This is a genomic window from Streptomyces sp. TLI_053 (assembly GCF_900105395.1).
Lineage (GTDB): Bacteria > Actinomycetota > Actinomycetes > Streptomycetales > Streptomycetaceae > Kitasatospora.
In genome coordinates, this window is sequence record NZ_LT629775.1 from 9,241,547 (window position 1) to 9,268,140 (window position 26,594).

The following is a 26,594-nucleotide window of genomic DNA, read 5'->3' on the forward strand; positions in this document are numbered from 1 at the left end:
GCAAGTCTTTCCAAAGGAGCAGCGCATGGCCGAACGACGCCGCGGACCGGCACTGGAGAAGGCACTCCTCGACGCCGCCTGGGAAGAACTCGCGGACCACGGCTACGCGCGCTTCACCATGGACGCCGTCGTCAAGCGCGCGGGCACCAGCCCGCCCGTGCTCTACCGCCGCTGGGCCAATCGCGAGGAGCTCGTCCGCGCCGCCGTCGCCCACACGCTCAAGGTGGTCCCGCTCCTCCACGCCGACACCGGAACCCTGCGCGGCGACGTGCTCGCCCTGCTGCGCGAACTCAACTCCCCGGCCCGGGTCCGCCTCGTCACGGTGATGAACCTGCGCCTGGCCGACTTCCACCGCGAGACCGGCACCAACCCGGCCGACCTGCGCGACCCCCTGGTGACCGGCCGCGCCGAAGCCCTCGACGAACTCTTCGCCCGCGCCGCCGCCCGCGGCGAGGTCCGGCCCGAACGCCTCACCCCTCGCCTCAAGTCGCTCCCCTTCGACCTGCTGCGCCACGACATCCTGACGACCTACGCCCCCGTCCCCGACGAGGCCCTCGAGGAGATCGTGGACACGGTCTTCCTCCCCCTGGTCCTGGTCCGCTGACGGACCGTCCGAAAACCCTTTGAGTCGATCCCGCCCCTGTGGCATGCTCACGCGCCGTGAACAACCCGCCGGGACGGTCCCCGGCGGACGGCGAGTGCGACGGAGGACGGATGGCATCGGTCAAGCAGGTCCAGATCACCTTCGACTGCGCGGAACCCGAACGGGTCGCGCGGTTCTGGTGCGAGGTGCTGGGCTACGTGGTCCCGCCACCGCCGGAGGGATTCGCCTCCTGGGCCGATCACGACCGCACCCTGCCGACCGAGCGCCAGGGCGCCGGCTTCGTCGCGCAGGACCCCGAGCGCGTGGGCCCGCGCCTCTACTTCCAGCGCGTTCCCGAGGGCAAGGTCGTCAAGAACCGGCTGCACCTCGACGTCCGCGTCGGCACCGGCCTCGTCGGCGAGGAGCGCGTCGCCGCCCTCGAGGCCGAGTGCGCCCGCCTGGAGGCCCTTGGCGGTACCCGCCTCCGCCTGCTGCGCGCCGACGGCTTCAACGAGTCCTGCCTCGTGATGCAGGACGTCGAGGGCAACGAGTTCTGTCTCGACTGACCTGCCCGGCCGCCGGCCGGTTTCCGCCGCGGAGGCGGGTCAAGTCCGCCGGCCGGCCGCGAGGTTGCCGACGAGTGCCCGGGAGGGCTGGGGGACCTCGCCGAAGTCCTCGTCGTCGCTGTCGACGGCGAGTCCGTTGATCACCGCTTCGAGTCGCGGGGGCAGCCGCGGCCGGAGGCCGTGGTGACAGCGGACCAGGAGGTCGTGCCGGACCCGCTCCGGCAGCAGCGGGGTCATGGCGGGGTCGGGGCGGGCCCCGCCGCCACGAGTGTTCGCGAGGTCCTCGGCCTGGGACCGCCAGTAGGCGGCGTCGCGGGTCTCCCCGAGTCGCTGGTGGTAGAGGTGCAGGAGGTACGCGGCGGTCGTGCTGCCCGATCCGGCCGCGAACTGCCACCAGAACTGCGCGGCCTGGATCCGGTCGGTGACGGAGAGCAGACAGCCCAGGACGAGCGCACCCTCGGGGTGGACGTGAGGGTCGTTGACCAGCAGCTCCAGTGAGGAACCTGCCCGCGGGTCGTTGAGAACCAGTGCGGTGGCCAGCCCGAGCTCGTGGGCCGCCTGCTCGTGGGCGGAGGGGAACGGCCGCGGCGCGGCGGTGATCTCGGGCGGCCGGGCGGGCGGCACCGCCGCGGTGCCGGTGAACACCTCCGCGGGGCCGGTGGTCGGCCCGGTGCCTGTGCCGTTACCGAGTGGCCGTTCCGTTCGTCGGCCCGACGCGGTGTCGGGAAGCGGATGGCCGAGCCAGGCGGCGAGGCCGCCACCGTCGGGGCGGTGCTTCACGCCTCCACCTCCTTCTCGGCGAGGTCGGGCCGGCCGATCGCGGTGGCGAGCCTGCGGCGCGCGTGACGGCGGTTGGACCGCAGGGTCGTGGCGGGCGTGCTGAGGTACGCCGCGGCCTCGTCGTCGTCGAGGTCGAGGCAGTAGGTGAGGACCACGATGTCCCGTTGGCGTTCGGGGAGGGCGAGGATGGCGCTCAGCAGGCCGAGTTGCTCGGGCAGATTCTCCAGGCTCCACTGCGCCCGTCGGCAGAAGCCGGATATCACGGCGTCGAGGGCGGCGGTCTGGACGGCGGTGGGCTGGGCCTGGGTGTCCAGCCAGGACCCGATGTGCTCCTTGAGAAGGCGCCAGGCGTAGGCCGCGGGGATCTCCTGGCGGAGCGCCAGCTCCCAGTTGCGGTGGAGGTGGCGCTTCATGTCGGCGACGACGAGCTCGGCCGCGTCCTGGTGCGCGCCTACCTGGGTGCGGGCGAAGCCCCGCCAGGCGCGTTCGTGTGTCCTGCAGAACGCTTCGTAGGTGAGTCGCAAACGGGCACCGTCCGGTGCGCTGCTGTCGTTCATGGCCTGTTCTCCCCTGGATCCGCCCGCGAGGCGCGGTGTCGGCCGGTCGATCGTCATGTCGTCCTCCCCGTGGTCACGGCGGCCGGGCCGCCGGGCGTGGGGAACGGGAACTGCGAGTCCCCGTGGGACATGCAAGCGCAGCCGGGGCCCCTGCGTGCAAAGGAGCCGGCAACAATACTGACCCAGAGTAATAGTACGACTACGACTGTGACCGGTTTCCACTGTCGAACGCGGCCGGTGCGGTCCCGAACGCCGGAGGCGCTTTCGGGCGTTCCCCGGTTGCCCGGCCACGGGCGAGGGCAGGCTGTGGGCGGAGGGGCGGCGTGCCTGTGGCACGCCCGGGCGCACAGCGGACGGCGTGAGTGGTCGGCGTGGGTGGTCGGCACGGCGTTCCGGCAGACCGACCAGGGGGCGGGATGGCAACAGACGGCGAACGCGACGACGGTGTCCAGGTCGATCTGCAACTGCACCGGGCACACTCGGCCCGGATGTACGACTACTACCTGGGCGGCACCACGAACTTCGCGCCCGACCGCGAGGCGGCCGGCCAGGCGCTGGCGGTCTTCCCCTGGGCGGCGCTGGCGGCGCGGATCAACCGGGCGTTCATGCATCGTTCCATCCGGCTGCTCGCGGGCCGGGGATTCGGGCAGTTCCTGGACATCGGCACCGGCATCCCCACCAGTCCCAACCTCCACGAGATCGCCCAGGGTGTGAACCCCGGCGCCCGAGTGCTGTACACCGACAACGACCCGATCGTTCTCGCCCACGCCCAGGCGTTGCTGCACTCCGACCCCGCCGGGCGCACCGCCTACCTCGAGGGTGATGTGCTCGACCCGAAGGCAGTGCTGGAGTCCGACGAACTCCACGACATTCTCGACCTGGCCCGGCCCGTCGTGCTCAGTCTGGTGGCGCTGTTGCACTTCGTGCCGGACGACCGGGAGGCGCGGAGCGTCGTCGAGCAGCTGAAGGCCGCCCTCGCCCCGGGCAGCGCGCTCGTCATCAGCCACGGAACCCCCGAGTTCGCGCCTGCGGAGGCGGAGCGGGTGGCCCGGATCTACGGTGCCAACGGCACTCCGGTCCGCATGCGCACCCGGGAGGAGATCGCGCGCTTCTTCGACGGCTGGGAGTTCCTTCCGCCCGGCCTGGTGGCCACTCGGCGCTGGCGCCCGGAGCCCACCGACCCCGGACCCGGGGCCACCGACGCCGAGGCGTCCGCCTACGCCGGGGTGGCCGTCAAACCCTGACCGCCCGCCCGACCGGGCGCCGTCGGCGGATCAGCACGAGGTTCACGGTGTCGCCGAGGACTGCCGCGGGAGTCGCATCCGGTCCCAGCCGCGCTTCGGGGCTGGTCGAGGACGAACTCCCGCAGGGGCACGACATTCGGCATGTTCTCACTCCGTCGACTCGGGAAGGCTCCGCCCGGCGGTACGGGCGGTGGGTCCACTGGTGGGTCCACTGATCGGGAGCCTGGGCCACGGTGGGTGCGGGATCCACTACTTGGGTGAACTCGGAGTTCTCGTGGGCCTCTTCACGTACGACGGTGATGAGAGCGGCACGGTGGAGGCACCGCGAAGGGGGTGCAGTGCCTCGGATGTGCCTCCGGTGGTTCGTCGGGGGCCGTGCTTCGCGGGTGCTCCCTACGATTCCGTTCTGTCACCGGCAGGACCTCTGCCCTGCCGCCCCCGGACGAGACTGGTGACCACCCCCCATGACACGGCATCCACTTGCAGCGCTGCGCTCCGGCCTCGGCCTCTCCCAATCGACCTATGCCCAACTGGTCAGTGACAGAAGGGCGGTGCAGGGCAACGGGCGGATGGCCGCCCGACGGGAGAAGGTCGCCCGTTGGGAGTCGGGAAGAGTCGTGCCCGACCTCGCCACGCAACGGGCGATGGCGGAGCTCCACGCCGTCCCGTTCGCGGAGGTCCTGCGCCTGGGCTGGCCCCGTTGGTTACCTGGCCGGACTGCCGACGGGGCCGCGAACCACCGGTCCACCCGCTGCGGTAGCGCCACGCTCTCCGGCGCCTCGTTGGCCGCCTACCTGCGCCGGCTCGTGGCGAGGGTGACGCCCGCGCCGATGCCGGCGGTTCCCGAGGGGCTCGCCGCGCAGATCCATGCCCGGGTCGTGGCCGCCGAGGCGCTGCGCCTCGACGTCGGACCGACGGTGCTGCTGTCCGCGGTGGAGGGGGATCTCGCTCTGGTCCGGACGCTTCTTTCCCGTCTCGACCGATCGGCGGCCGACCGGCCGGGAGTCGCCGCGGTCCACGCGCGGACGGCGGACCTGTGCGGGCGGCTCGCCGCGGCCGTCGACGACCGTGGCCGCGCCGAGGCGTACCTGTTCGAAGCAACGCGGTCGACGGCCCCACTGGGGGCGGCCGAGTTCCTGGCGATCCAGTTGTCCCATCTCGCCGGCGGTCGCCTGCGAGCCGGTGCCACGCAGGATGCCCGGCTGCTCCTGCGGGCCTCGCGTTCGGTCTGGCCGGAGCCCGGTCCGCTGCGGATCGTGACCGGATCGCGCGAAGCGCGGATGTGGGCCCAGCTCGGTGAACGCTCGGCCGCGATCCGCTCCATGGAACGGGCCGACGCGGCGCTCGCGGAGCAGTCCGCGGACCGACGGCCGACCCTCGCCGTCATCCGTGACGTCGACAGGAATTGGCTGGGCGTCAACAAGGCACTGACGTGGCTCCAGTTGGAGGAACCGCGCCTCGCTGTTCGGGAGTTCGACGACGTCCTGGTGCGCGACATCCCGGCCTCGCCGTTCCGGGTTCCGGTCTGGCTCCTGCAGCCGTTGGTCCGGGCGCACATCCAGGTCGGCGACCTGGATGTGGCGGTGTGGCAGGTCCGCAGGGCCCTGGACCTCTTCGGGTGGCTTCCCGAGCCGCTCACCCGTCAGGTCAAGGCGCAGTTCGCCGGGCACCGTCGGGAGCGGATCGTCCGGGGCCTGTGGGCGGATCTCGGCGCCTGAAGCCGAGGCCGTCGGCCGCGCGCCCCATCAGGTGGGACCGGTGTCGCGCAGGTGGTCGAGGGCGGCTCCGATGAGTGGTTCGCGACGGTGCGGGGCGAGCAGCCGGCGGTAGCGGAGGCTCAGGTCCGGTCCCATGTCGCCCATGACGTCAACGGTGAAGTGGACCATCTGCGCGGCCTGGTCGAGTGCTCCGAGCGCGAGCTGGGCCGTCACACCGGGCAGCAACCACCGGCCGATGGTGGGCAACGGTCCCTTCTCCGGTGCCGCTTCCGTCGGCTGGGCCAGTGCGTCGAAGTACTGTGCGGCCCGGGCAGGGCGGCCGAGGTAGAGCCAGGTCTTGCCGTGGGCGGCGGTGAGTGCGCGTCTCCCGACGACGGGATCGAGACGGTCCCCGGGGCTGACCCGATGGTAGGCGTCCGCCAGGACGGAGGTCGCCAGGTCCAAGGAGCGGACGGCCTCGACGGCCCGGCCCTGACGGGCGAGGGCCATGGCCCCGACGCAGTGCAGAAAGGCGGCTGTGGGCGGCGGACAGTCCCGAGCCGCGTTGTGGCCGGCACTGACGATCAGCAGGGCTTCCTCCGGGTCTCCCAGATGGGTGTGGCGGGCTCCCAACTGCTCCAGGGCGCCGGCGAGCAGCGTGGTGTCCTGCGCCGCCGCGGCGGCGCGGATCGCCGTCAGCGCGTACCGCTCGGCGGCGGCCTCGGCGCAGAGGGCGTGACCGAGCCGCCCACAGATCAACGCGGTTCGGGCGACCAGGATCGAGGTGCTGGGAGAGGGGGCACGGCGGTGGAGGTGGAGTGCCAGCCTGTGTTCGGCGCGGGCGGTGGCGTACAGGTGCGTGGCCGGGATCAGGGTGCCGTTGAGTTGCTGCTCGAGCGCCGAGGTTCTGGCTTCGATCCAGGCGAGCCGTTCGTCCTCGTCGTCGGTGTCGTACTCGACGGCCGTTTCGGAGCGGCACTCGGAGGCGGCGGTGAGTGCGGCGCGCAGCCGGGCGTGGAGTGCCGGCCCGGTGAGGAAGCGGACGGCTGGTTCCGGTGTGTCGGTCCGGTGTCCGGGCGGGCCGCCGCCGTAAACGGTCCGCCGGTCGAGCACCGCGCCGGTGCCGGCTGCCAGGCGGAGCCAGTGCGGCCAGTCCCGCAGGTGGATCTCACGGGCCGGGACGCCGTGGATGTGGGCTATCGCCAGTTGTGCGGTGAACTCGGGGACGATGCGGCCCGACTCCCAACGGGAGACCTTCTCCCGGCGGGCGGCTGTTCGGCCGAGGCCGAGGTCGTGGTGGGTTCGCGCGACGAGGTCGGCGTACTCGTGCTGCGCCAGTCCGAGTGCGGTCCGCAGCTGGGCAAGAGGGTGGGGCAATCTATCGCACCTTACCGGTCGAGACGTGACACAAGTGGGTGATCGTGGGGGAACGGGGTCGAATCGTACGCGGCCGGTCCAGGCGGTGCTACAGGCCGAGGCACCCCGGAAGCACCTCCCGCGACCTTCTGCCGAAGGCTTCGTTGAGGTACGCACCGACAGTGGAGTTCTCTTCCGGGAGGGTGCGGAGTCGGCCGCCCTGCTGGTGCCCACTGCGGCCCATGCCTCCGGGGGTGCCTCGTCGCATGGCGATTTATGCATGGACCCTTCTAATATCCGCTCCCGATGCGAATTCACGCTTCCCGCGCCAGCCCTAGACATTCCGAGACTGAATCCATGCCACACCCACTCACCCTGCTTCGCACCGCGAAGGGGCTCTCCCACCCCGCCTATGCCGGCCTCGTCGCCCGGACCCACGCCGAGCTGGGCCTTGGTCAGATGGCTGCCCGCAGGGAGAAGGTCTCCCGTTGGGAGTCCGGGCGGACCGTCCCGGAGCGCACCGCGCAGCTCGCGATGGCCCACATCCACGGGATCGCGTCGGACGAAGTGCGCCGGCTCGGCTGGCCGCACTGGCTGGACCTGGCCGTGGGCGACGCCGTGCTCCTGGGCCAGCTCTACAGCGAAGCAGGTGCGGAACTCGCCCTGCGGGGTTCGCTCCACCTGCCGACAGGGCCGTGCGCCCCGGCGCTCCTGCTGCGCGGATCCGCTCTCGATCTCCAAGTCCGCTCGGCCCTGCAGCAGTTCGCGACGCCCGACCACGCCCCCTTCGACGATGTCGGATCTCCCGCCGCCGAGCGGGTGCACTGGTGCGAGGCCAGGGTCGCTTCGCTCGAGCGACAGGAGAGCGGCACCCTCTTCCCGGTGGCGGAGCTCTACAAGGCGGCTCACGCCGAACACCGCCTCGTCGTTCAGTTGCTCGGCGTCCGCGGACCGGACTCGCCGGAGTTCCGCCGGCTTCTCGGTCTCGCAGCCCGCACCGCGCTGCTCTGTTCCTGGTTGAGCAGCGCCCTGGGTGAGGAGACCCGCGCCGAGCGGCACGGCCTCGCGGCCGTCAGGGCGGCTGCCGCGGCGGGTGAGCCCGTGGTCGTCGCGGTTGCTTTCGCCAGGATCGCCCACAGTCATCTTGTCGCCGGGGACCCGGCCGACGCGTTGGCGTTGATCCGCGCGGCGCGGACTGCCGACCGGGCGCCGGCTCCGGGTACCGAGACCGTCCTGTCGATGGCCGAGGCACTTGCCCTGGCCCGGCAGGGCAGCGCCGTCGGCGCGACGGAGGCCCTGGGTCGGGCGGCCGCGAGTCATGCCGCGGCGCGTCTTGCCGCAACGCCGACTCCGGACGCGTGGCCCGGAATCGTCGTGCACGAGCAGGCGGTGACGGTTGCTCGTGGCCGGGCCGCCCTGCTCCTCGGCGCGCCGCACGGGGCACGACCGTATTTCGAGACCCTGGCGGATTCGTTGACGGTGCCCCAGGTTGCCGCCCCGTCGCCCCGGACCGCCGTCTGGTTGCTGGATGCCGTCGCCGCGTACCTCGCGCTCGGCGAGACCGACCTCGCCGCCCGTGCCGTCCGGCGTGCCGTCGATGTCACGGGAGTGCTGCCGCCCGGGCTCGCCCTCCAGTACCGTCGGCGGCTCGCCCCCTATGTGCGGGAGCCCGCTGTCAGGCGGGTGCTGGAGCATCTGGCGGACCTCCCCGGGGCGGCTCGGACGGCTCGGCACCCGAAGCCGTCCGCGAACCGGCGGGAGAAGGTTGCCTCCGGCGTGCCTCGACCAGGGATTGTCATGCAACGGCTGATCTGAAATCCCTAACATCCTTGGGGGGTAAGGACGATGAGCTGTCCTGAAGAAGGGTGACACCTGTATGACGCGGCACCTTCCGACGCTGTTCCGTGCTTCCGCGGTTCCGCCGCGACACAGACCCGGGGAGGTCGTGCTCGACCGACCACCGGCCCGCCGCCGCCCCAGGGGTGCCCCCTGGCGAGCGTCGGCGGAACACGCTCTCGGCGCGGCAGTCCCGGCCCGGTGAGCCCCCGCGACAGAGCTCCCGGGACGACGGGGGGCGGGTCCGTGCCGTACGGGCACGAGAGCCGCGGCGCCGGCCCGGTGCCGGCGTTCGAGGGCGGCACCGGGCCGGCGGGACCCCGGCGGGAACGTTCCCGCGCTCCCGCGGGAACGCGCCACCCGCTGCTGATCCTCCGCATGAGCCTCGGTCTGACACAGACCGAATACGCCGAACTGGTGGCGCGGACGCACGCGGCCCTGGGATACGGCCACCTCGCGGCACGGCCGGAGAAGGTCTCCCGCTGGGAGAACGGCCGGGTCGACCCCGATCGTTCCAGTCAGCTCGCCATTGCCCGGATCCATCGGGTGTCGCCGCGCGAGGTGGACCGTGTCGGGTGGCCGTACTGGCTCCACCCCGCCGCCCGGCGTGCGGCGATGTACACGTTGCCCTGGACCCGGCCGGGCATGGTCGAACTCCTCCGGAGCCTGGAGGGGGACTCGCGGTCGGCCCGCTTCCCGGCGGAGCACAGTCGCTCGCCCGTGGTGACGGGCCCGGAGCTCGTCTCCTTCGTCGCCCGAGCCCTGGGCGCCCTCGTGGTGCCCGTCGAGACCGGCCGGGAGCATCCGCCGATGCCGGGCGTGGTGGCCGCCCTGGGGAGGAGGGTCGAGGTGCTCGAGGGCATGCTCGACGGGACGGGCGCCGATGCGCTGCGCCCCGTCGTGGCGGCGGAGCTCCGTCTCCTCGCCGCCGTCCTGGCCGGCCGCGACGGCGGTGGCCGGGTCGCCGACCGGCTCCTGCTGCTCGTTTCGCGGGTGGCAGTGCTCGGCGCGCGGATTCACGAAACTCTGGGGCAGCCCGCCGCGGAGGAGGATCAGTACCTGCTGGCGGTGCGTGCCGCAGCGGCCGCGGGCGTGCCGTCGGTCGTCGGGGCCGGGCTGGCGGGCCTCGCGCGACTGCACGAGCGGACCGGGCGTGCCTCGGACGCCCGGGTGCTGCGGCGGGCGGCGCACGCCGCGCGGCGTGACCGGGACACCGGCTGTCCGCCTCAGCCGTTGTCATGACGAAATGCCTCGCCGTTTTCGCCTTGTACAAATCGGATGAACGCTCACCGGGGACGAAGCCGCCGACCTACTCTTAGGTGGGCCGAGTACCCGAAATGAAATCACCTCCGCAGTGGCGTGCGAAAAATCGTGCCCGGAGCCGGAAACGGTAGAGGCTCCTCCGCGCCCTCCGGTCCCTGATTCGGACAGGTCGGCCACGAATGCGAATTCAGCTATTGCTTTGATCGACATCGGAGCAGGACCGCGACCTTCGTCCCGGCCGGTACGGAATAATCCGGGCGCCACGCCCGGTCGAATTCCATGGAACCGTGCGGCCGGCCCGACGGGTCCCGAGTTGAAGGCGAGGAATGCCTGTGGCCAGCGGAGTGGCGCCGAATTCGGAAGGAAAGCCGTGCGCCGGTATCCCCCTGCATACCTTCTTCCCCCACCACGAGAGCCGCAATGTCCTGCGGCCGGGAGCGGAAGAACGCCGTGCCCTGGCGTTCTGCGCCCGATGCGGTCCAAGGGTCCGTGAGGTGTGCCTGGAACGTCAGATCGCACACGGAATCTCCGAGCAGAACGGGGTCGTCGGCGGTACTACGGCTGCACAACGGCGCGAACTGATCCGGCTCCGTGTACAGGGGACCCGGCTGCCGCGGGAACTGGCCCGCGCGATCGAACGCCAGATCGCAGCCGCACCGGATTTCGCCGTGGACCGGTCGGAACGGCCCGCGGACAACGCAACACCATCATGAAGAGGTCGCACCATGAACGAATTGACTACCCAACTCCACTGTCCGCCCCGGGGAATCGACCGGTCTCTCCAGGGCGCCATCGAGTCCTTTGTCAGAAGCCTGATGGAGATCGTGGAACACCAGAGCCGGGAGGAACCGGCTGAACTGCGCCCCGCGACGGAGGAGCGCTGGGAGGCGGTCCGGCAGGCACTCGTCACCTCCTTGGAGAACGGCTGGCCGGAAGGCGGAGTGGCGGGGACCGCGGACGAGTTAGCCGGCGCGGGCGGAGCGGATCCGCGCCCGCCGCTCCTTCCGCCCTTGGACCAGAACACCGTCGGCCAGCCACAGGCCCGCCGCTTCCTGTTCGACGCCCTGACCGGTCGGATCGCCGTTTCGACGGATGCCGTCCGCTCCCTCGCCACCGTGATCGGCTGGCCCGGTCTCCCGAAGGAGGTGCAGCTGGTCGCCATGGCGGAGGGCCGAGGTCTGCCTCGAGTGGTTCCTCCGGAGGCCCTGGTGGTCCCCGCCGCCCCCGGCGAGCTCAACATCCTGGTCCCCGAACCCGCCCACCGGGGGGCCTCGGTCCTCCAGCACGTCCTCGACGGCCGCCTGGCCGTCGTCAGCCCCGTGGTGGCCCTCGGCGACGCGGGATCCTCGCTCCGCTGGGCCCGGCGGCTCTTCGGCTACCGCCGGACCCACCAACCGTCCGGGGCCGGCGCCGTGTACGTCGAGGACCACCTCTCCACCCTGCTGCTCCTCCAGGACGAGGCCCTCGCCGGATACGCCCGCGAAAGGCTCCTCAAACCGTTGGAGGGGCTGACCTACCACCAGCGCACCCAGCTGGGCGAGACCCTCACCGCCTGGCTCGCGGCAGGAGGGCCCTCCGCCACCGCGAAGGCGCTCGGTGTCCACCCGCAGACCGTCCGGTACCGGGTCCGCAAACTGGAGAAGCTGTTCGGTCCGGCGCTGTACGACCCGCGGACGAGGCTCGATCTGGAGATCGCCCTGCGCATCCACCGGCTGGCCCCTGCCCTGCGGAGGAGCGGCCTCGCCCGGCAGTGAGCCGGCGGGACCGGGCGGCCGTACGACGCGCCCACCGTGCACCCGGAGTGGTCTGTCGTCCCCCTCGGGGACCACCACCCGGTCGAAGACGCAACGCCTTGCAACGTCGTAGAGGTTCCCAAGTACCCCACCTGGAGACACCGTGACTGGCTTGACGCCCGGGTTCGTGGAAATCGTGCTCGGATGTTCTCTCGATCTTGTACTCATCACCAGGCTCATGCAGGACACCGACCGGCTCGAGGGCCTGCCGGCCGGCCGCCCGAACGACCACCGCACGGGCCTCGAGTACCGGTCCGACCCGCTCGGAACGGCGGCCGCGGGCAGCGCCGCCGTCAGTGGGAAGTCCCGGTGCCCGTCCACCCGCGGACCCGGCTCCGCGGCGGACGGACCCGTCGCCGTGCCCGGGGCCGGACCGGCCGGGGCCGTACTGCGCGGCCGGATCGGACGAGGCGATCTGGCGCGGATCGCGGAGGTCCGGGCGGAGCTGCGGGACGCGCTGCGCCGGTGGGGTGTCGCCGAGCTGATCGACACCGCGGAGCTGCTCTCCTCGGAGCTGGTCACCAATGCGATCCGGCACACCGACCGGGACGCGATGTTCACCGCCCGGCTCTACCGGGAGCCGGCCGCGGACGGCGGCCGGGCCCGGCTGCGGGTCGAGGTCGAGGACGAGTCGGACCTCTGGCCGACCCGCCGCACACCGGGGGAGCAGGCCTCCTCCGGGCGCGGGCTGATGCTGGTCGAGGCGCTGGCCGACGGCTGGGGCGTGGAGCCCCGGGGGTCGGGCAAGCGGGTCTGGTTCGAACTCACCAGCCCCGGCCCTGCTCCGCGGCCGGTTCCGGCCGGCTCGACCTGAGCCTGTCGCTCCGACCGGACGCGGAGCGGCGGCCGGGGCTCTTCCCGATTCCTCACGGAAGGACGACGTACCGTCATGTCCATTACTCACGCGACTCGTTGGTCGAGTCGCGCCTCGGGGCCCGTCCCCCGGTCGCCCCGGCGACCGGTGGCTCACGGTTCCCGGTCGACTGCCGTACGCGGGACCGGCGGGTGTCCGTGGTGACCGCCGCGTACCGCGAAAGCAGGGGTCACATCCTCCTCCTCGCGACCGCTGCGAACGAGCGCCACCAACGGTTCGACCCCGAGCTCGGAGTCGCCGCGATGGCCTCGGTCCCGATCGCACGGCTGCTCCCCGACTGTCCCGGCCCCGTCGACGTCACCCAGGTCGTCAACCCCGGGGAGCCCCAGTCGGTGCTGGCCCGTGTCCACGCCGCAGCCATCACCGAAGGACCGCTCCTGATCTACATCTGCGGCCAGATCGCCCGGGAGCGCAAGCATCGGCAGATCCACCTGCGGCTGGCCAAGACCACGGAGGGCAACACGCGGACCACCGCGCTGCCCTGGCAGTGGATCGACCTGGAACTCGCCGGCCGCAGGCCCGGCACCACCCGGGTGGTGGTGGACCTGCTCGGTCATCCGTCCTGCGGGAACCTCCACCCCAACGACCTGCAGCTCCCGGCCCATGTCGACCGCTGGGGGACCGTCGCCAGGCCCGACCGCCGAAGCGCCTGGACGGTCCCCGCCTACACCAAGGCCCTGACCAGACTGGCCTCGGCGCCCGGAACCGAAACGCTGGGGCAACTGCACACCCGGGCCCTGGCGGAGTCCGGTCCCGGCCCCGGCACCGTGGTGTTCGGTGGCACCCTGCCCGCCGCCGCGCCGGATGTTCCCGCGACGCCCGGCCGGCAGCTGGACCGTCTCCTGCCCGACCCGGCGGCGGTGTCACCGCGACTTCCCGGCTCCCGGGCCTCCGGCCCCGCCACCGTGGTGGACGACTACCGCTCGGCTCTCGCGCAGGCCATGCGGGACGGTCGGCGGACCGAGGCGTCGAGGCTGGCCTCGCTCTGGGAACACCAGATCATCCGGAGCCACGGTTCGCACTCCATGCCCATGGGTGACGTCCTGGAGGCCCAGGCCTCGATCGCGATGGAGAGCGGCGACGTGGCCCGTGCCGCCCAACTGTGGATCAGCACCGCTCGGAACCGCACCACCTGGTGCCGGCCGTCCGCCGAACCGCTCCAGCTGGCCCTGCGAAACGCCCAGGCCAGCTGGTTCCAGCTCGACCTGAGCTGGCCCCAGGGGAGGCAATTGGGCGCCGACCTGGTCGACGTCCTGCGCAAGGCCGGACAGCCCGGGCCGATCGTCGCCGTCGAGCGCCGGCTCAACAACCCACAGACGGTGTCCTGAGACCCCTCGTCGGACGCACGCCCGTCGGTGCGCCGTCGACGTACGACAACGTCAGAAATATGGCATTTCACCACATCTGCTGGGGCGGGACTCCGGACGCCCGGACGATCGGAACACACAGCAGAACCCCACGGAACCGCGAGCGAAGGGAAGGGGAACCATGCCGAACGAGTCCGAGGACACGATGGCGATCGAGTGCGAGGAGGCGCCGGAGGCCGAGGAGGCGGTCGAGGACGCGAAGGAGCTCGCGTTCGCTCAGCTGGTGCAGGAGAGGCGGAACTGGTGCTGGGCGGCCGCGGGCCTGAGTATCGCCCAGTACTTCGGCGCCGGAACGGACGTGACGCAGGCGGACTACTGTGCGCTGGCCGCCGGACCGGAGTACAACTGGGCGACCTGCCCCGACACGAGCGCGACGATGGAGGTCGTGCAGGCCGGGCTTCGCGGGCTCGGTCTCGAGCCCGGTCTCATCGTCGAAGGCCCCCTCGACCTGGACCTGGTCAAGGAGGAGATCGACGCCGGGCGACCGGTGCTGACCAGGGTGAACCTGGCGGCCGGCGGCGCGCACGCCCTCGTCGTCCACGGCTACTGGGACGACCACCTGATCTTCAGCGACCCGGACCCGGACGCCGAGCGGCACCGGACGATGGAGTACCGGCGGTACCGGGAGAACGAGACCTTCACCTGGGTGCGGTCCCTCATCGGCGTCACCCGTTGACGGGTCGGTCCCGGCCGTCGCCGTGAGCAACCCCGGTCGCGGCGGTCGGGCACGGCTGGACCGTGTCCGACCGCCGCGACCCGAGGGGACGGGGACCGCGGCCGTCGACCGGCGGACACCGAGGAACGACACCACGGACAGAAAGGAAAGGCACATGAAGGCGATACGCCGTGGACGGCGCCACGGACGCGGGAGTCGCGCCGGCCACGCGGTCGGTCTCGTCGTCCTGCTCGCCGGTGGAAGTCTGGGAACGACGGCCTGTACGGCGGACGATGCCGAGGCCCCACAGGCAGAGGCGGAGATCCGGACCATCAGTTGCCCGGACGTCGCCACCAGTCTCTCCGGCGGTTCCCCGGACGATCCGCGGACGCAGGCCGGGCTCGGCCTGCTCGACCAGCAGGTGTCGGACGCCTACGACGCCTTGTCGGCCCCCTCCGTAGGAACACCGGGAAGCGAGGCCGAGATACTCGCCAAGGTCGCCGAAGCACGCCGTCGGACCATCACGGAGCTCGCCGACCGGACCGCCGCGTCCGCACAGCAGAAGGCCACGATGCTCGCCATGGCCGAGTGCACCGTCAAGCACGAGCGGGCGGGCGAGGAGATCGGAATCCTCAAGGGGCGGGAGGGCGACCGGCGGCAGGGCAGCGGACTGACCCGACGGGACTACGTCGACATCACGCAGGTCGCGCCCAACGCCGGCAAACAGCAGCCGAACGGCCGGCAGGCCGCCACCGGCAGCTTCACCTCCAGGTGCGGCAACAACGGGACCGAACGCCATATCAACCCGGACAACGTGGTCATCTCGCCCGGCGAGCGCGCCGCCGCCCACCACCAGCACGACTATGTGGGGAACCGCAGTACGGACTTCCGATCCACCGTCGACAGCCTCCGGAAGGCAGGCACGACCTGCGACAACGGAGACCTGTCGACGTACTACGCGCCGGTGGTGCGGCTCCTCGACGGAAAGCGGGCGGACGACGCCGACCAGCGGGGCGGAGGACTCGACCGCAATCAGGGGACCATCCTCACACCGGAGGAGTTCGGTATCACCTTCAAGGGGAACCCGTCCGGAAAGGTCGGCCCGGCTCCCGACGGCATGGTGGCCGTGGTCGGCGATGCCAAGGCCTTCACCAACGGGCCCGACAAGGCCAAGGCGTCCTGGAGCTGCACCGGGTTCGACACCGTGCAGCTGCGCGACAAGTACCCGCTCTGCCCCGCCGGGTCGAACGTGGTGCGGACCTTCGCCTTCCCCAACTGCTCGAACGGACAGGCCAACAGCGCGAACCACCGGACGCACACGGCCTTCGCCGCGGACGGTCAGTGTCCGAAGGGGTTCGAACGGATCCCCCAGCTGGTCATGACGGTCTCGTACCGCGTCCCGCAGGGAGCGCTCTACGCCGTGGACTCCTTTCCGGAGCAGCTTCACAAGCCGGTCACCGACCACGCGGACTACATCAATGTCATGCCGAAGTCCCTCATGCAGAAGGCAGTGAACTGCATCAACAACGGGACGAACTGCTGATCAGGAGCGCACGTGGCCGACACCCCATCCACTACGGTCCTCCCACTGCCCCGGACCGCCCTCCCGTCGGGGGCACGCAGCCCACGGCGACACTCTCGTGCCGTTCTGGCGGTCACCGCGGCACTGCTCACCGCCTCGTGTTCGGTACTGGGCGGCCCCGTGGCCGACCCGGACACGGCGTCCGATCCGCGGGACGCCGGCAACTGGACCGGCGCCGACTGGAAACGCTGGTCCGAACGACAGGGCATGGCGACCGACATGCCCGCGGGGCGCTGGACCACGGGCGACATGCGCCAGGCCGGTGCCGCCTTCCGTACCCCCGGCACCGTCGGGAACGCCCGGAGCGATCCCGTACCGGCGGCCGTCGCGGCGCGCACCACCGTCGGATCGCCCGACCCGGACCTCGCGGCCTTCGGAAAGATCTTCATGCGCAGTTCCTCCGGCGCACTGGTCTGCTCCGGGACGGTCGTCAAGGACCCCGCCCGCCCGGGCCGGAGCAACCTGGTGTGGACCGCCGCACACTGCCTCCACGAGGGGAAGGGCGGTCGCCCGATGCGGGACGTGGTCTTCGTACCGGCCTTCGACGGAAACGCGGCCACCGAGACGGCGATGCACCCACTCGGGACGTGGCCCGCGGCCCGGTCCGTCGTCTCGCCCCAGTGGGTCGCGGAGGGCGCCCAACGCGGCGGCCCTGTCAGCCAGTTCGACTTCGGCGTCCTTCGGGTCGTACCGCCGGCCGGGGCATCCTCCCTGGAGGAGACGGTCGGAGCCGCGCTCGACGTGGGCTTCAACGTGCCGAGGGACCGGATCCCCGCACCGAGCGTGTTCGGCTATCCGGCGGGGGCGCCGTTCGACGGGACCAGGCTGCAGGTCTGCCGATCCCCGCTCCGCGCGACCCGGCTGTCGTTCGACGTGTCCCGCCCCACCATGCTCGCCGTCGGCTGCACCATGACCGGCGGCTCCAGCGGCGGCGGGTGGGTCACCGATCTGCCGGGCCGCGGCCGGATCCTCGTGAGCAACACCTCGATCGGTCCCACCCCGGCCCAGTGGCTGGCCGGACCGGCACTGGGTACCGAGGCGCTGCGCGCGTTCCAGTTCCTCGGCGGAACGCTTCCCACCCGATAGGGCTCGGGCCGGACCCCACGGACCGCCGGGTCGGGTGCGCCGGCCCCCTCCCGACCCACCGCGGCAGCCGCTCGGGCTGCCGCCGACGAAAGGCAGGAAAGGACTCATGGCCTACACACAGGGAACAGGCCGTTCCCCGTCCGGATCGCGGTTCCGGGGGATGGGGCTGATCGGCAACCTCCAGGTCTCCAAGGGCGTCGTGACCGGGGGCATCGTCCTCGGACTGGCGGCCACCGTCACCGCCCTGCTGATCCCGGTCGAGCTGTTCGGCGAGGCCCGGCGGATCGTGGCGACCGACCGGGTGGGTGCGCTGCCGCCGGGGTTCTCCGACGACAGTCTGGGAGTCCAGGACACACCGTTCGGCCCGCTGACCGCAGTCGACCGGGACTTCGTCCGGCGCGTGCGGCTGGCCGGCCTCTGGGAGGGTCCGGCCGGCGACCGGGCCCGCACGGCGGGGACGAGCGCCGCGGTCAGGACCGCCGGGGACCACATGGTGACCGGGCACCGCACCCTGGACGCGGTCGACCTGGCAGCGGCGCAGGTGCTCAAGATCGCCGACATGCCGCGCGAGCCCAGCCCCGAACAGCGTGGCTGGCTGGACGAGATCAACGGAGCGTCCCCGAAGGACTTCGACGAGACCTTCGTCCGGCTCACCCGGGCCGCCCACGGAAAGGTGTTCCAGGTTCTCGCGCTCACCCGGGCCACCACGCAGAACACCCAGGTCCGCAAGCTGGCCGACGAGGCCGACCGGACCGTCCGCGACCACATGGACGTCCTGGAGCGCACCGGACTGTGGAAGGGCGAGGAACAGAGCAAGTGACGGCAAACAGGAGGAACTCGCAGATGAACGTACGATTCGCCCGGTCCGTGCTGACGGGCACGACGGTCCTTGCCGTCATGGTCTCCGCCGGGTGCGGGAGCCAGGGCGGGACTTCCAGGGCCAACAGCGCCGACGGGCCGGGGGTGCTCCCGCAGGACGGCATGCCGGGTATGGAGACCCCGGGCGGAACCCCCGGACCGGGCGGGCTGGTGGTCAAGCAGGACGGGGCGCTCGGGTCCTTCCTGACGGACGCCCTGGGCAACGCGCTCTACGTGTTCGACAAGGACTCCACCAGCCCCCCCAAGTCCGCCTGCGACTCGGCCTGCACCGCGACCTGGATCCCGTTCCCCCCGGTGGACAACACCGTGCAGTGGCCCGGCGTCACGGGACAGGTCGGCACGCTCGTACGCGAGGACAGGAGCTCACAGCTGACCGTCGGCGGCCACCCCGTGTACCGGTTCGTCAAGGACACGACGCCGGGTGACACCAACGGGAAGTCCGTGGCGAACTGGAGTCTGGCGGCACCCGACGGAACGAAGGCGGGGAAGGGGTCCGGGCAGGGCAAGGAGAGTCCGCAGGGCAAGGAGACCGCACAGCGGACGAAGGAGCCGGAGGGGGACCGGGGCACCCGCGCTCCCGACCGGCCCGCCGACCGGGAGACGAGCCGGCGCGACGACCGCCGGGAGTCGGAGCGGGCCGACGTGCGCCTGACGGTCGTCTTCGTCCCGGCCGTCGGCCACGAGGTCCTGACCCTCGGCGGGCGCGTTCTCTACGTCAACGGCGACCGGCTGGCGGTGGGAACCGGCCGGCGCTGCGTCGGATCCTGCCTGCGGGACTGGGTACAGGCTCCGGTCGTCGACCTCGAGCGGGTCGCCCAGGGAATCGACCGGCTCCTCGTCAGGGAGATCCTGGTGGAGGACGGGTCACGGCAGCTCGCCGTCAACGGGCACCGGGTGTTCACCTTCTCGGCCGACAGCGCGGTCACCGATGCCAAGGGCAACGGCAGGGACGGTTGCTGGTGGCCGATTTCTCCCAAGGGCGAACCCGTCCGCTCCGTGGCGGCGAGCTGATGGTCCGGTCGCGCCCCGCTTCCCCGGTCGGCCTGGCGGTCGCCCGTCGCGCGTTCGCCGCGGTCACCGTGTTCTGCGCGGTGACCGCAGCCGCGCAGGCCTGGGAGACGTTGACTCCGGCGGCGTCCGGCCCGCGCGCCGAACGCGACGCCCTGGCCCGTCGCCTCGGTTGCACGGCCGAAGCCTCCACCGAGAGCGTGGAGATGACCGAGGCCGCGTGCACCGTCGGGAGCGTTCAGTACCGCATCGTCACCTTCGCGGCCGACGACGGCCGTCGGCAGTGGCTCGACCTGGCGACCGACTACGGCGGTACCTACCTCACCGGCCGCAACTGGGTGCTGGCCGCCTGGCCGACCGAGTGCCTGGCGCCGCTCCGGGACCGGCTGGGCGGCGCCCTGAGGACGGGAGCTCCGCACGGCACGGCCGACGGGACGGACGACCGGCACGCGCACGGCGGCTGAGCGAGGCGGTCGTGCGAAGAATCGACAACGAAAGGCACATGTATGTCCTCCTCCAATCGGCGGATCAGGGCGCGTACCAAGCGCGCCGCCCGCCCTGCCGGCGCCGCGCCGGGGCCGGCCCCGGCGCCGTCGCGGGAACTGCGCCGGCGGCTGGTCCGCACGCTCGCCCCGGTGACAGGTGCCGTCGGCTTCGTGGCGGTCTACCTGGGAGCGGTCCGGCTCTCCACCGGAGTCCGGCAGTTCCTCGACTTCGGCGCGGGCGTACTCGCGCTGGTGTGCCTGAGCTCGGCCGTCCTGTGGGGCCTGCTCTCCACCGACCGTTTCCTCCTCTACTCCGACCACAGGCTGGTTTCCCAGAGCGTTCACCGGGTTCTCGCCGTTGCCGGGCTCGCGTTCCTCGCCCTGCACATCTGGATCAAGGTCGCCGAACGGCACACGACGGGTGTGGCCGCGGCCCTGCCGTTCGGTGACGCCGCGCAACCCGTGCTCGTCGGTCTCGGCACGCTCGCCGGCTACGGGTTCGTCGGCGTGGCGGTGACCGGTGCCGCCCGCAGCCGCTTCGCCTCCCAACGCGGCGCGTTGGTCTGGCGGCTCCTGCACATGACCTCCTACCTCGCCTGGGGGGCCGCCCTGGTGCACGGCCTGAGAGCCGGTCGGGAGGGGAAGGACTGGGTCACGGTCTCCTACGTGTGCTGCTTGGTGGCCGTCGCCCTGGTGCTCGTCCTCAAGCTGCGCTCGAACAACGGCAGGCCCCCCACCGCCGGGCCGGGGACGACCCTGCCGGGCCGGCCCGCGACGACAGCGCCCCGCCCCGATGGCGGGCCCAGGCCGCCCGCCGCGACCACCGTCCGTCCGGGCGACGGCCCGTGAACGAGATCCGGCCCACCGTCAGTTCCTTCGGCCCGGCCCGGTTGCTGGCCGGAACCGACGCCGGACGCCTCGACCGCGCGCGGCACCTCGCCGTCCACGGCCCGGTGCCGGTCCTCAGTTCCGAGGAGGTGGTCACTCTCACACGCACCGTCGACCTGCGCGGCCGCGGCGGCGCGGGCTTCCCCTTCGCCCGCAAGTTCCAGGCCGTCGTGGACGCGTTGCGGAACACCCAGGGGGACCCGGCTGTCGTCGTCAACGGTGCCGAGGGTGAACCCAGTTGTCTCAAGGACACCGCACTGTTGCTCAACGCCCCGCACCTGGTGCTGGACGGCGCGGAGATCGCCGCGGTCGCCCTGCGTGCCGACGAGGTCGCCGTCGGCGTCGCGCGGGCGGACGTGCTGGCCTCGGTGCAACAAGCCATGGACGAACGGCGATCGCTCTCGGTGCGGATGCGCGTCGAGCAACTCCCGGAGCGGTTCGTCACCGGTGAGGGGTCGGCCCTCACCAACGGGCTCAACAACAACCCGGCCCTGCCCTCCGGCCGGAAGGTACGGACCAGCGAGCGGGGACTGAACGGCCGGCCGACACTGCTCTCCAACACCGAGACGTTCGCCCAACTGGCTGTCGCGGCAAGGCTGGGCGCACAGGGCTACGCCGAGGTCGGCCTTCCCGACGAGCCGGGGACGGCCATGCTCACCGTGGCCGGCGAGGCCGTTGTCGAGGCTCCCACCGGAGCGCCCCTGACCTACCTGCTGCAGATGTGCGGCATGTCGGTCGGCCAAGGGCTGCTGGTGGGCGGATACCACGGGATGTGGCTGAGCCCCGCGGCCGGCGAACTCGCCCTGGTCTCCCGGGAAGCCCTGAAGGCACTGGGTGCGACGCTCGGCGCGGGCGCCGTCCTGCCACTGCCCGAGGAGACCTGCCCGTTGGGGGAGACGGCCCGCGTCGCCCGCTACATGGCGGGGGAGTCGGCACAGCAGTGCGGCCCGTGCGTCTGGGGCCTGGCCAGGCTGGCCGACGAGCTGGAGGCGCTGACGACCTACGGGGGACAGGCGGCCTACGACGCCGTCTTCTCCCACGTCCGGGGCGTGCTCGGGCGCGGGGCGTGCTCGCACCCCGACGGTACCTCCCGGTTCGTGTCCTCGGCGCTCAAGGCCTTCCCGGAGGACGTCGGCCGACACGTCTACGAGGGCGGCTGCGGGCGGCCGGTCCTGGGGGTGCTCCCGGTCGACGGCAAGGACGTCGGCAAGGTGACGCAACGACTGCTGGTCGACTGGACGCTGTGCCGGGCGCACGGGCTCTGCGCGGACGTGCTGCCGGGAGTCGTCCAGCTGGGACCCGACGGCTACCCGTCGTCGGCGGACATGCCGCTCAAGGAGAAGGAGCGGGCGAACGCGGTGCGGGCCGTACGGCGCTGCCCCGCGCTCGCCCTGAGAGTCGTCGGCTGAGCCGTCAGCCGTCAGCCGTCAGCCGTTCGCCCGTGGTCGTCCGCCGTGCGCCACCCCGTACGGCGGCGGGCGGGCGACGCCGGTGGGCGGAGGACCCCGGCGCGCACACTGAGAGGAGGAATGCGGTATGTACGCCGGTGTGCAACCGGGACCGGGCCGGAGCCCGGACGACGAAGTCCTCCGCCGGCTTCCGCTGGATCTTCGGACCCGGACGGGAGGCACCGGGGACGGTGGGCCCGGACTCCCCGACGCGCTCTACTGGCTGCACCGGATCGAGCTGCTCTGCGGGGAGGCCGAACGACTCGGCCGGCAGCACCGCGGGCCCGGGCCGGGCGGGGCGGAGGCCGAGCTGTGCGGGCGGGGCGCCAAGCACGCCGCCGCCGTGCTCGCCGGCGCGGTCCGGGAGGCCGTTTCCCGGACCGCGCCGAGCGACCGGCCACAGCCGCAGGAGAGCCGGATCGACTGGGAGGCGTGGGTCCACGCGACCTGCAGCATGCGGGCCGAGTGGGCGATCTGCGAGGAGCGGGCCACGGAGACGGGCGCGGCGGCGGCCGCGTTCCTGCGCGTAGCCGATCAGGCGTGCACGGTCTTCCGGTCGATGGCGGGCGTGGAGGCCTTCACCTGGTGGAGGACGCTGACCGATCCGCTGTACCGCGCGTGGCTCGACGGGGCGCTCAGCCACATCGGCGCCCCGCCGGCGCTCTTCCCGGACCGCGACGCGCTCTACCGTGCCCGCCCCGCGCTGGCTGCCGGCTGGGAGCCCGACGCCCAACTGTCCCCCGACGACGTCTTCCCGCTGGGAAGCCTCGAACGCTACGTCCCCGACGGAACCGGCACCTGGTGGGCCATCATCATCGTCACTCCGCAGGGCGCGGACGATCCCCGTGCCTGGCCCCATCCCACGGCAGCGGTGGTGGCCAGCAGCGTGCCCGGGGGGACGGCACCCTCGTGCTGCTACCTTCTCGCCGAGCGGGTGATCCCGCGGCAGGTGCTCCCGGCGCTCGGCGCGGGCCGGGCGGAGGACCGTCTGGAGGACATCGCCGTCTGTCTGGCCTCCCGCACGGGGGGCTGACACGGCGGCCCGGGTCGCGGGCCGCCGCTGTCTCAGACGCCGAAGTTCAGCGCGTAGAGCGAGCGCGCCAGGTCGGCGGTGACGAAGTCGGCCGGGACGGTGCCGAGCACCGGGCGGGTGGAGCGGTCCAGGCCGCCGAGGTAGGACCGCAGCTTGGGGGTGATCGCGTCGGCGGCCTGGCGGGGCCAGAGCCCCCAGCCGGAGCTGGACGTGAAGGTGAGGAAGAGCCGCTGCGGGTCGGTGGCGGTGCGGGCGGCGGTCAGGTGGGCCGAGACCTCGGGCCACTTGCGCGAATAGAGGTCGAAGATGGTGCCGATGTCGTAGTCGTCCTCGATGTCGGTGCGCCCGCCGCCCCAGCGGACGCCCGGCAGGCCGGCGTTGTCGGCGAGGAGGACGACCCGGCCGCGGACCTCGCCGATCGCGGGAATCCGGTCCTCGGTCCGGAACAGGCCCGGCCAGCGGCGCTGGTAGTCGGCGAAGAGGGCGCCGAACTCGGTGTCGGACACGGTGGAGTACTCCTGCTTGACCCGCATCACCAGGGCCTCGCCGGGGTGGGCGGCGAGAAAGGCCTGGCACTGGTTGAGCACGTCGCCGAAGAAGACCTGCTGGAACACCGGCCCGTGGTGGATCGCGAGCACTCCGTCGATCGCCCGGCAGCGGATGTCGAGGAACCGCACCCCGGCCGCCAGCTGAGCGGGCAGCGCCAGGGTCTGCGTCTGGGTCAGCGGCCCGCCGTACAACGAGCAGGTGTCGTGGGTGCCGGGCAGGGTGAGCCGGGCGAGCGGCACTCGCGGGTCGACGGCCGCCAGCCAGTCGGAGCCGCCCGGCAGGTCGGCCGCCCGGGCGCCGGGTGAGCCGACCGCCAGGCCGCCGGCGGCGAGCGCCCCGAGCACGGCCCCGCGGGCGAAGGACCGGCGGCTGATCGTCGTACGCATGGTCAAGGACACGGCGCGGTACCCCCGTCGGGTGGGTGGGGACGGAACGGGAGGAACGACGGAACGTGCCCATTGTCGGGAACCCGTCGCGCTTTGCCCAGGGGCCGGACGGAGTCCGGCCGGCGAAGCCCGGCGCCGGGCCGCCGAAGCCCGGCGCCCCGCCCCCGGACAGGCCGGGGACGGGGCGCCGGGTGGAGCGTGTCGCGGGGTTCAGCCGCGGGTGATCACGAGCTGGCTGGAACCGTCCGGCAGGCCGGCGATCGCGGCGCGCTGGGCGGGGAAGACGCTCCCGCCGTACGGCCCCTGGACAGCGCCGAAGCCGGACCAGTTGCCGTTGGCGAAGCGGGTCTTGTGGTAGGCGTTGCCGTCACCGCCGACGACCGCCACCTGCGAGGAGCCGTCGGGCAGTCCGGCGATGCCGACCGTCCGCGCGGCCATGGTGGGGGTACCGTTGCCGGGCAGTGCGGCCCAGCCGGACCAGTTGCCGTCGGCGAAGCGGGTCTCGTGGTAGACGTTGCCGTCGTTGCCGATGGCCAGTACCTGGGACGAGCCGTCGGGCAGTCCGGCGATGGCGACGGCCCCGGCCGACATGGTGGGGGTGCCGACGCCGGGCAGTGCGGCCCAGCCGGACCAGTTGCCGTCGGCGAAGCGGGTCTCGTGGTAGACGTTGCCGTCGTTGCCGATGGCCAGTACCTGGGACGAGCCGTCGGGCAGTCCGGCGATGGCGACGGCCCCGGCCGACATGGTGGGGGTGCCGATCCCGGGCAGTGCGGCCCAGCCGGACCAGTTGCCGTCGGCGAAGCGGGTCTCGTGGTAGACGTTGCCGTCGTTGCCGACGGCCAGTACCTGGGACGAGCCGTTCGGCAGGCCCGCGACGGCGGCCCGGTACGCCGCCATGGTGGGCGTGCCGTTACCGGGGAGCTGGGCGAAGCCGGACCAGTTGCCGTTCGCGGCGCGGGTCCCGTGGTAGAGCAGGCCGTCGAGACCGATGCCGAGCTCCTGCGAGGAGCCGTTGGGCAGCCCGGCGATCGCCACCTCGGAGCCGCGGAAGACGCCCGCCCCGCCGGTCAGCGGATTGAAGCCGGGCCAGTTGCCCGAGCTCTGGCGCACGCCGAGGAACAGCCCCGAGGACTGCGACGGCGGGGCGCCGTTCAACTGGATGTCGAGGTAGTCCTGGTCGATCCCGATCGAGAAGCCGCCCCAGGTCTCCGCGGCCGTCGGCGAGGCGTACTGGTGGGCGCGCTGGTGGTTGGACCAGTAGCCCGCCGGGATCCACGGGTCCTCGGTGTCCTCCCGGCCGTTCCAGTTGGCGCTGAAGACGGCGTCGGGCATGGTGTAGGCGCTGTTGCCGGCGTTGGCGACGAGGTCCTTGATGCCGGACGAGCTGCTGCTGTAGACGCCGGAGTTGTAACCCCAGGCGTGCAGCTCGTTGGTCCAGGCGGTGAGGAAGGCCAGCACCGGGGCGGTGTACTGCGGCGTGTTGTAGGCCTCCATGTCGTAGTAGAGGACCGCGCCGGGGGAGAAGCCGAGGCTCTGCGCCTGGGCCGCCGCGTCGGCGGCGGCGTTGGCGCCCTCGGCGGCGGGGGCGACGATCTTCGAAGCCTGCACGCCGACGTACAGCGGCATGAAGGCCCAGCCGGCGGACGCCTGCTGCTGGACCCAGGAGGCCGTGAGGTTCGGCTGGGCGCAGGCCCGCTTGGACCCGCCGATGTAGATGCCGACCGCCCGGTACGGGGAGGCCGTCATCCAGGCGTTCATCGCGGCACCGGAGGGTGCCGTGCAGGCGTCGAAGCCCTTGCCGGTGTAGTTGGTCGCCGACGCGGGTATCGCGGCGGCGGCAGCGGGTGCTGCAGCGGGTGCGGCGGCCGGAGCCGCGGCCCGCGCGGAGTCGGCCGGTGCGGCCTGGGCGGCCGAGGAGCGCGGCGCGACCGGCGTCCGCGACCCCGGCCCGGCGGGCGCCGGCGTCGGCGCGGGCTGGTGCTGCGGCGCGGGGACGAGGCCGGCGCCGGTGATGATCCGCCGCACCAGCGCCTGGTCCGTGTCGTACGTGCCGGTCACCGCGACCACGCCGTCGTTGGCCCGGACCGTGTGGGCGACCGGGTTGGAACCCTCCCGGTCCGGCGCCGCGGCGGCGGCGGGCTCGACCAGCAGCGCCTCGGTGCGGCCGATCAGTCGTGGCGGGCAGACCTGCTGGTCGCCCGGGTGGCCGAGGTAGACGGCGTGCTGGTCGAAACGGACACAGGCCTGCGGGTCGACCGCGAGGTCCACCACCGCCCAGCTCGAGGGCACTTGGAAGACGTGGCCCTGGTACGTCACCGCCTTGGTGTCCGGCCCCCCGGCAGGCGCGGCTCCCGCCGAGCCGACACCGGGCGCCGTCATGAGGACGGCCACCGCGACGGCTGCGGCGCTGCGGAGCGCTGTGATACGGGACTTCACCCAGATCTCTCCTGACAATGGCGTAAGACCGCGCGCCGGGAAGTCGGCGACACGGCATCGCCCGACACGATATCCACCTCCGGGCCCGATGATCGACACCGTTTCGCCCCGTGCGCCGGTCCGCGGCCCGAACGCCCCTCCGTGTACACCCGTTCACGCGGCGGGAACGCTCCCGGTGCACCACCGGGGCGTCGCCCGGGCGTCCTCGGGAGTCCCCGCGCGTCCCCGCGCGTCCTCGGGAGT

Annotated in this window: 24 protein-coding genes; 19 read left to right on the forward strand and 5 right to left on the reverse strand. The window is 72.5% G+C overall.

Features of this window, described 5'->3' with window-relative positions:
• The first annotated feature begins 25 nt into the window (after positions 1-25).
• The gene (locus BLU95_RS38355; protein ID WP_093864072.1) at positions 26-604 is read left to right on the forward strand and encodes a TetR/AcrR family transcriptional regulator; all 579 of its coding nucleotides are present in this window, start codon (positions 26-28) and stop codon (positions 602-604) included.
• 110 nt (positions 605-714) lie between these two features.
• Entirely contained in the window at positions 715-1,149 is a 435-nt protein-coding gene (locus tag BLU95_RS38360) for a VOC family protein (protein WP_093864073.1), read from the forward strand.
• 39 nt (positions 1,150-1,188) lie between these two features.
• Here BLU95_RS38360 and BLU95_RS38365 read toward each other — a convergent pair whose 3' ends face one another.
• Complete coding sequence (locus BLU95_RS38365) at positions 1,189-1,929, reverse strand: hypothetical protein (RefSeq protein ID WP_231978107.1); 741 nt, start codon at positions 1,927-1,929, stop codon at positions 1,189-1,191.
• Complete coding sequence (locus BLU95_RS38370; protein WP_159425194.1) at positions 1,926-2,486, reverse strand: sigma factor-like helix-turn-helix DNA-binding protein; 561 nt, start codon at positions 2,484-2,486, stop codon at positions 1,926-1,928. Before BLU95_RS38370 ends, BLU95_RS38365 begins: the two co-directional genes overlap by 4 nt.
• Positions 2,487-2,902: 416 nt before the next feature.
• On the opposite strand from BLU95_RS38370, the gene BLU95_RS38375 reads away from it, so the two are divergent.
• Positions 2,903-3,730: an SAM-dependent methyltransferase gene (locus BLU95_RS38375; RefSeq protein ID WP_093864075.1), complete on the forward strand. Its 828-nt coding sequence runs from the start codon at positions 2,903-2,905 to the stop codon at positions 3,728-3,730.
• 464 nt (positions 3,731-4,194) lie between these two features.
• Complete coding sequence (locus BLU95_RS38380; RefSeq protein WP_159425195.1) at positions 4,195-5,448, forward strand: NsdA family TPR-like regulatory protein; 1,254 nt, start codon at positions 4,195-4,197, stop codon at positions 5,446-5,448.
• 27 nt (positions 5,449-5,475) lie between these two features.
• On the opposite strand, the gene BLU95_RS38385 is transcribed toward BLU95_RS38380, so the two are convergent.
• Positions 5,476-6,804 (reverse strand): helix-turn-helix transcriptional regulator, encoded by a 1,329-nt coding sequence (locus BLU95_RS38385; RefSeq protein WP_093864077.1) that lies wholly within the window; start codon positions 6,802-6,804, stop codon positions 5,476-5,478.
• Positions 6,805-7,140: 336 nt separating this feature from the next.
• On the opposite strand from BLU95_RS38385, the gene BLU95_RS38390 reads away from it, so the two are divergent.
• From BLU95_RS38390 to BLU95_RS38460, 15 genes are all read left to right on the forward strand, one after another.
• Positions 7,141-8,598, forward strand: coding sequence for an NsdA family TPR-like regulatory protein (locus BLU95_RS38390; protein ID WP_093864078.1), 1,458 nt, complete (start codon positions 7,141-7,143; stop codon positions 8,596-8,598).
• Positions 8,599-8,997: 399 nt separating this feature from the next.
• On the forward strand, positions 8,998-9,861 hold the full coding sequence (locus tag BLU95_RS38395) for a hypothetical protein (protein ID WP_159425196.1): 864 nt from the start codon (positions 8,998-9,000) through the stop codon (positions 9,859-9,861).
• A 353-nt stretch (positions 9,862-10,214) separates the two neighbouring features.
• Complete coding sequence (locus tag BLU95_RS38400) at positions 10,215-10,595, forward strand: WhiB family transcriptional regulator (RefSeq protein WP_159425197.1); 381 nt, start codon at positions 10,215-10,217, stop codon at positions 10,593-10,595.
• 102 nt (positions 10,596-10,697) lie between these two features.
• Positions 10,698-11,636, forward strand: a complete 939-nt coding sequence (locus tag BLU95_RS38405; protein WP_093864081.1) for a PucR family transcriptional regulator — start codon at positions 10,698-10,700, stop codon at positions 11,634-11,636.
• A gap of 217 nt (positions 11,637-11,853) precedes the next feature.
• A complete protein-coding gene (locus BLU95_RS38410; protein WP_093864082.1) occupies positions 11,854-12,489 on the forward strand; it encodes an ATP-binding protein in 636 nt (211 codons plus the stop codon).
• Between the two features lie 191 nt (positions 12,490-12,680).
• On the forward strand, positions 12,681-13,877 hold the full coding sequence (locus tag BLU95_RS38415; protein WP_159425198.1) for a hypothetical protein: 1,197 nt from the start codon (positions 12,681-12,683) through the stop codon (positions 13,875-13,877).
• Positions 13,878-14,037: 160 nt separating this feature from the next.
• Entirely contained in the window at positions 14,038-14,592 is a 555-nt protein-coding gene (locus tag BLU95_RS38420; protein ID WP_093864084.1) for a papain-like cysteine protease family protein, read from the forward strand.
• A 154-nt stretch (positions 14,593-14,746) separates the two neighbouring features.
• Positions 14,747-16,114, forward strand: coding sequence for a DUF1996 domain-containing protein (locus BLU95_RS38425; protein WP_093864085.1), 1,368 nt, complete (start codon positions 14,747-14,749; stop codon positions 16,112-16,114).
• Between the two features lie 159 nt (positions 16,115-16,273).
• Positions 16,274-17,239 carry a trypsin-like serine peptidase gene (locus BLU95_RS38430; RefSeq protein WP_093864086.1) on the forward strand — a complete coding sequence of 322 codons (966 nt, stop codon included), beginning with the start codon at positions 16,274-16,276 and terminating at the stop codon, positions 17,237-17,239.
• Between the two features lie 106 nt (positions 17,240-17,345).
• Complete coding sequence (locus tag BLU95_RS38435; RefSeq protein WP_231978108.1) at positions 17,346-18,059, forward strand: DUF4142 domain-containing protein; 714 nt, start codon at positions 17,346-17,348, stop codon at positions 18,057-18,059.
• Between the two features lie 23 nt (positions 18,060-18,082).
• Positions 18,083-19,129 carry a hypothetical protein gene (locus BLU95_RS38440; RefSeq protein ID WP_093864088.1) on the forward strand — a complete coding sequence of 349 codons (1,047 nt, stop codon included), beginning with the start codon at positions 18,083-18,085 and terminating at the stop codon, positions 19,127-19,129.
• Positions 19,129-19,590, forward strand: coding sequence for a hypothetical protein (locus BLU95_RS38445; protein ID WP_093864089.1), 462 nt, complete (start codon positions 19,129-19,131; stop codon positions 19,588-19,590). The genes BLU95_RS38440 and BLU95_RS38445 overlap by 1 nt, the downstream gene beginning before the upstream one ends.
• Positions 19,591-19,632: 42 nt before the next feature.
• Positions 19,633-20,460 carry a hypothetical protein gene (locus tag BLU95_RS38450; protein ID WP_197698672.1) on the forward strand — a complete coding sequence of 276 codons (828 nt, stop codon included), beginning with the start codon at positions 19,633-19,635 and terminating at the stop codon, positions 20,458-20,460.
• Positions 20,457-21,908: an NADH-quinone oxidoreductase subunit NuoF family protein gene (locus tag BLU95_RS38455; RefSeq protein WP_093864090.1), complete on the forward strand. Its 1,452-nt coding sequence runs from the start codon at positions 20,457-20,459 to the stop codon at positions 21,906-21,908. The genes BLU95_RS38450 and BLU95_RS38455 overlap by 4 nt, the downstream gene beginning before the upstream one ends.
• A 127-nt stretch (positions 21,909-22,035) precedes the next feature.
• Positions 22,036-22,980 carry a hypothetical protein gene (locus BLU95_RS38460; protein WP_093864091.1) on the forward strand — a complete coding sequence of 315 codons (945 nt, stop codon included), beginning with the start codon at positions 22,036-22,038 and terminating at the stop codon, positions 22,978-22,980.
• Between the two features lie 32 nt (positions 22,981-23,012).
• Here the strand turns inward: BLU95_RS38460 and BLU95_RS45380 are convergent, their stop codons facing one another.
• Together BLU95_RS45380 and BLU95_RS38470 are read right to left on the reverse strand one after the other, a co-directional pair.
• Complete coding sequence (locus BLU95_RS45380) at positions 23,013-23,915, reverse strand: phosphatidylinositol-specific phospholipase C (RefSeq protein ID WP_093864092.1); 903 nt, start codon at positions 23,913-23,915, stop codon at positions 23,013-23,015.
• Positions 23,916-24,125: 210 nt separating this feature from the next.
• Complete coding sequence (locus BLU95_RS38470; RefSeq protein WP_093864093.1) at positions 24,126-26,351, reverse strand: glycoside hydrolase domain-containing protein; 2,226 nt, start codon at positions 26,349-26,351, stop codon at positions 24,126-24,128.
• Positions 26,352-26,594 lie beyond the last annotated feature (243 nt).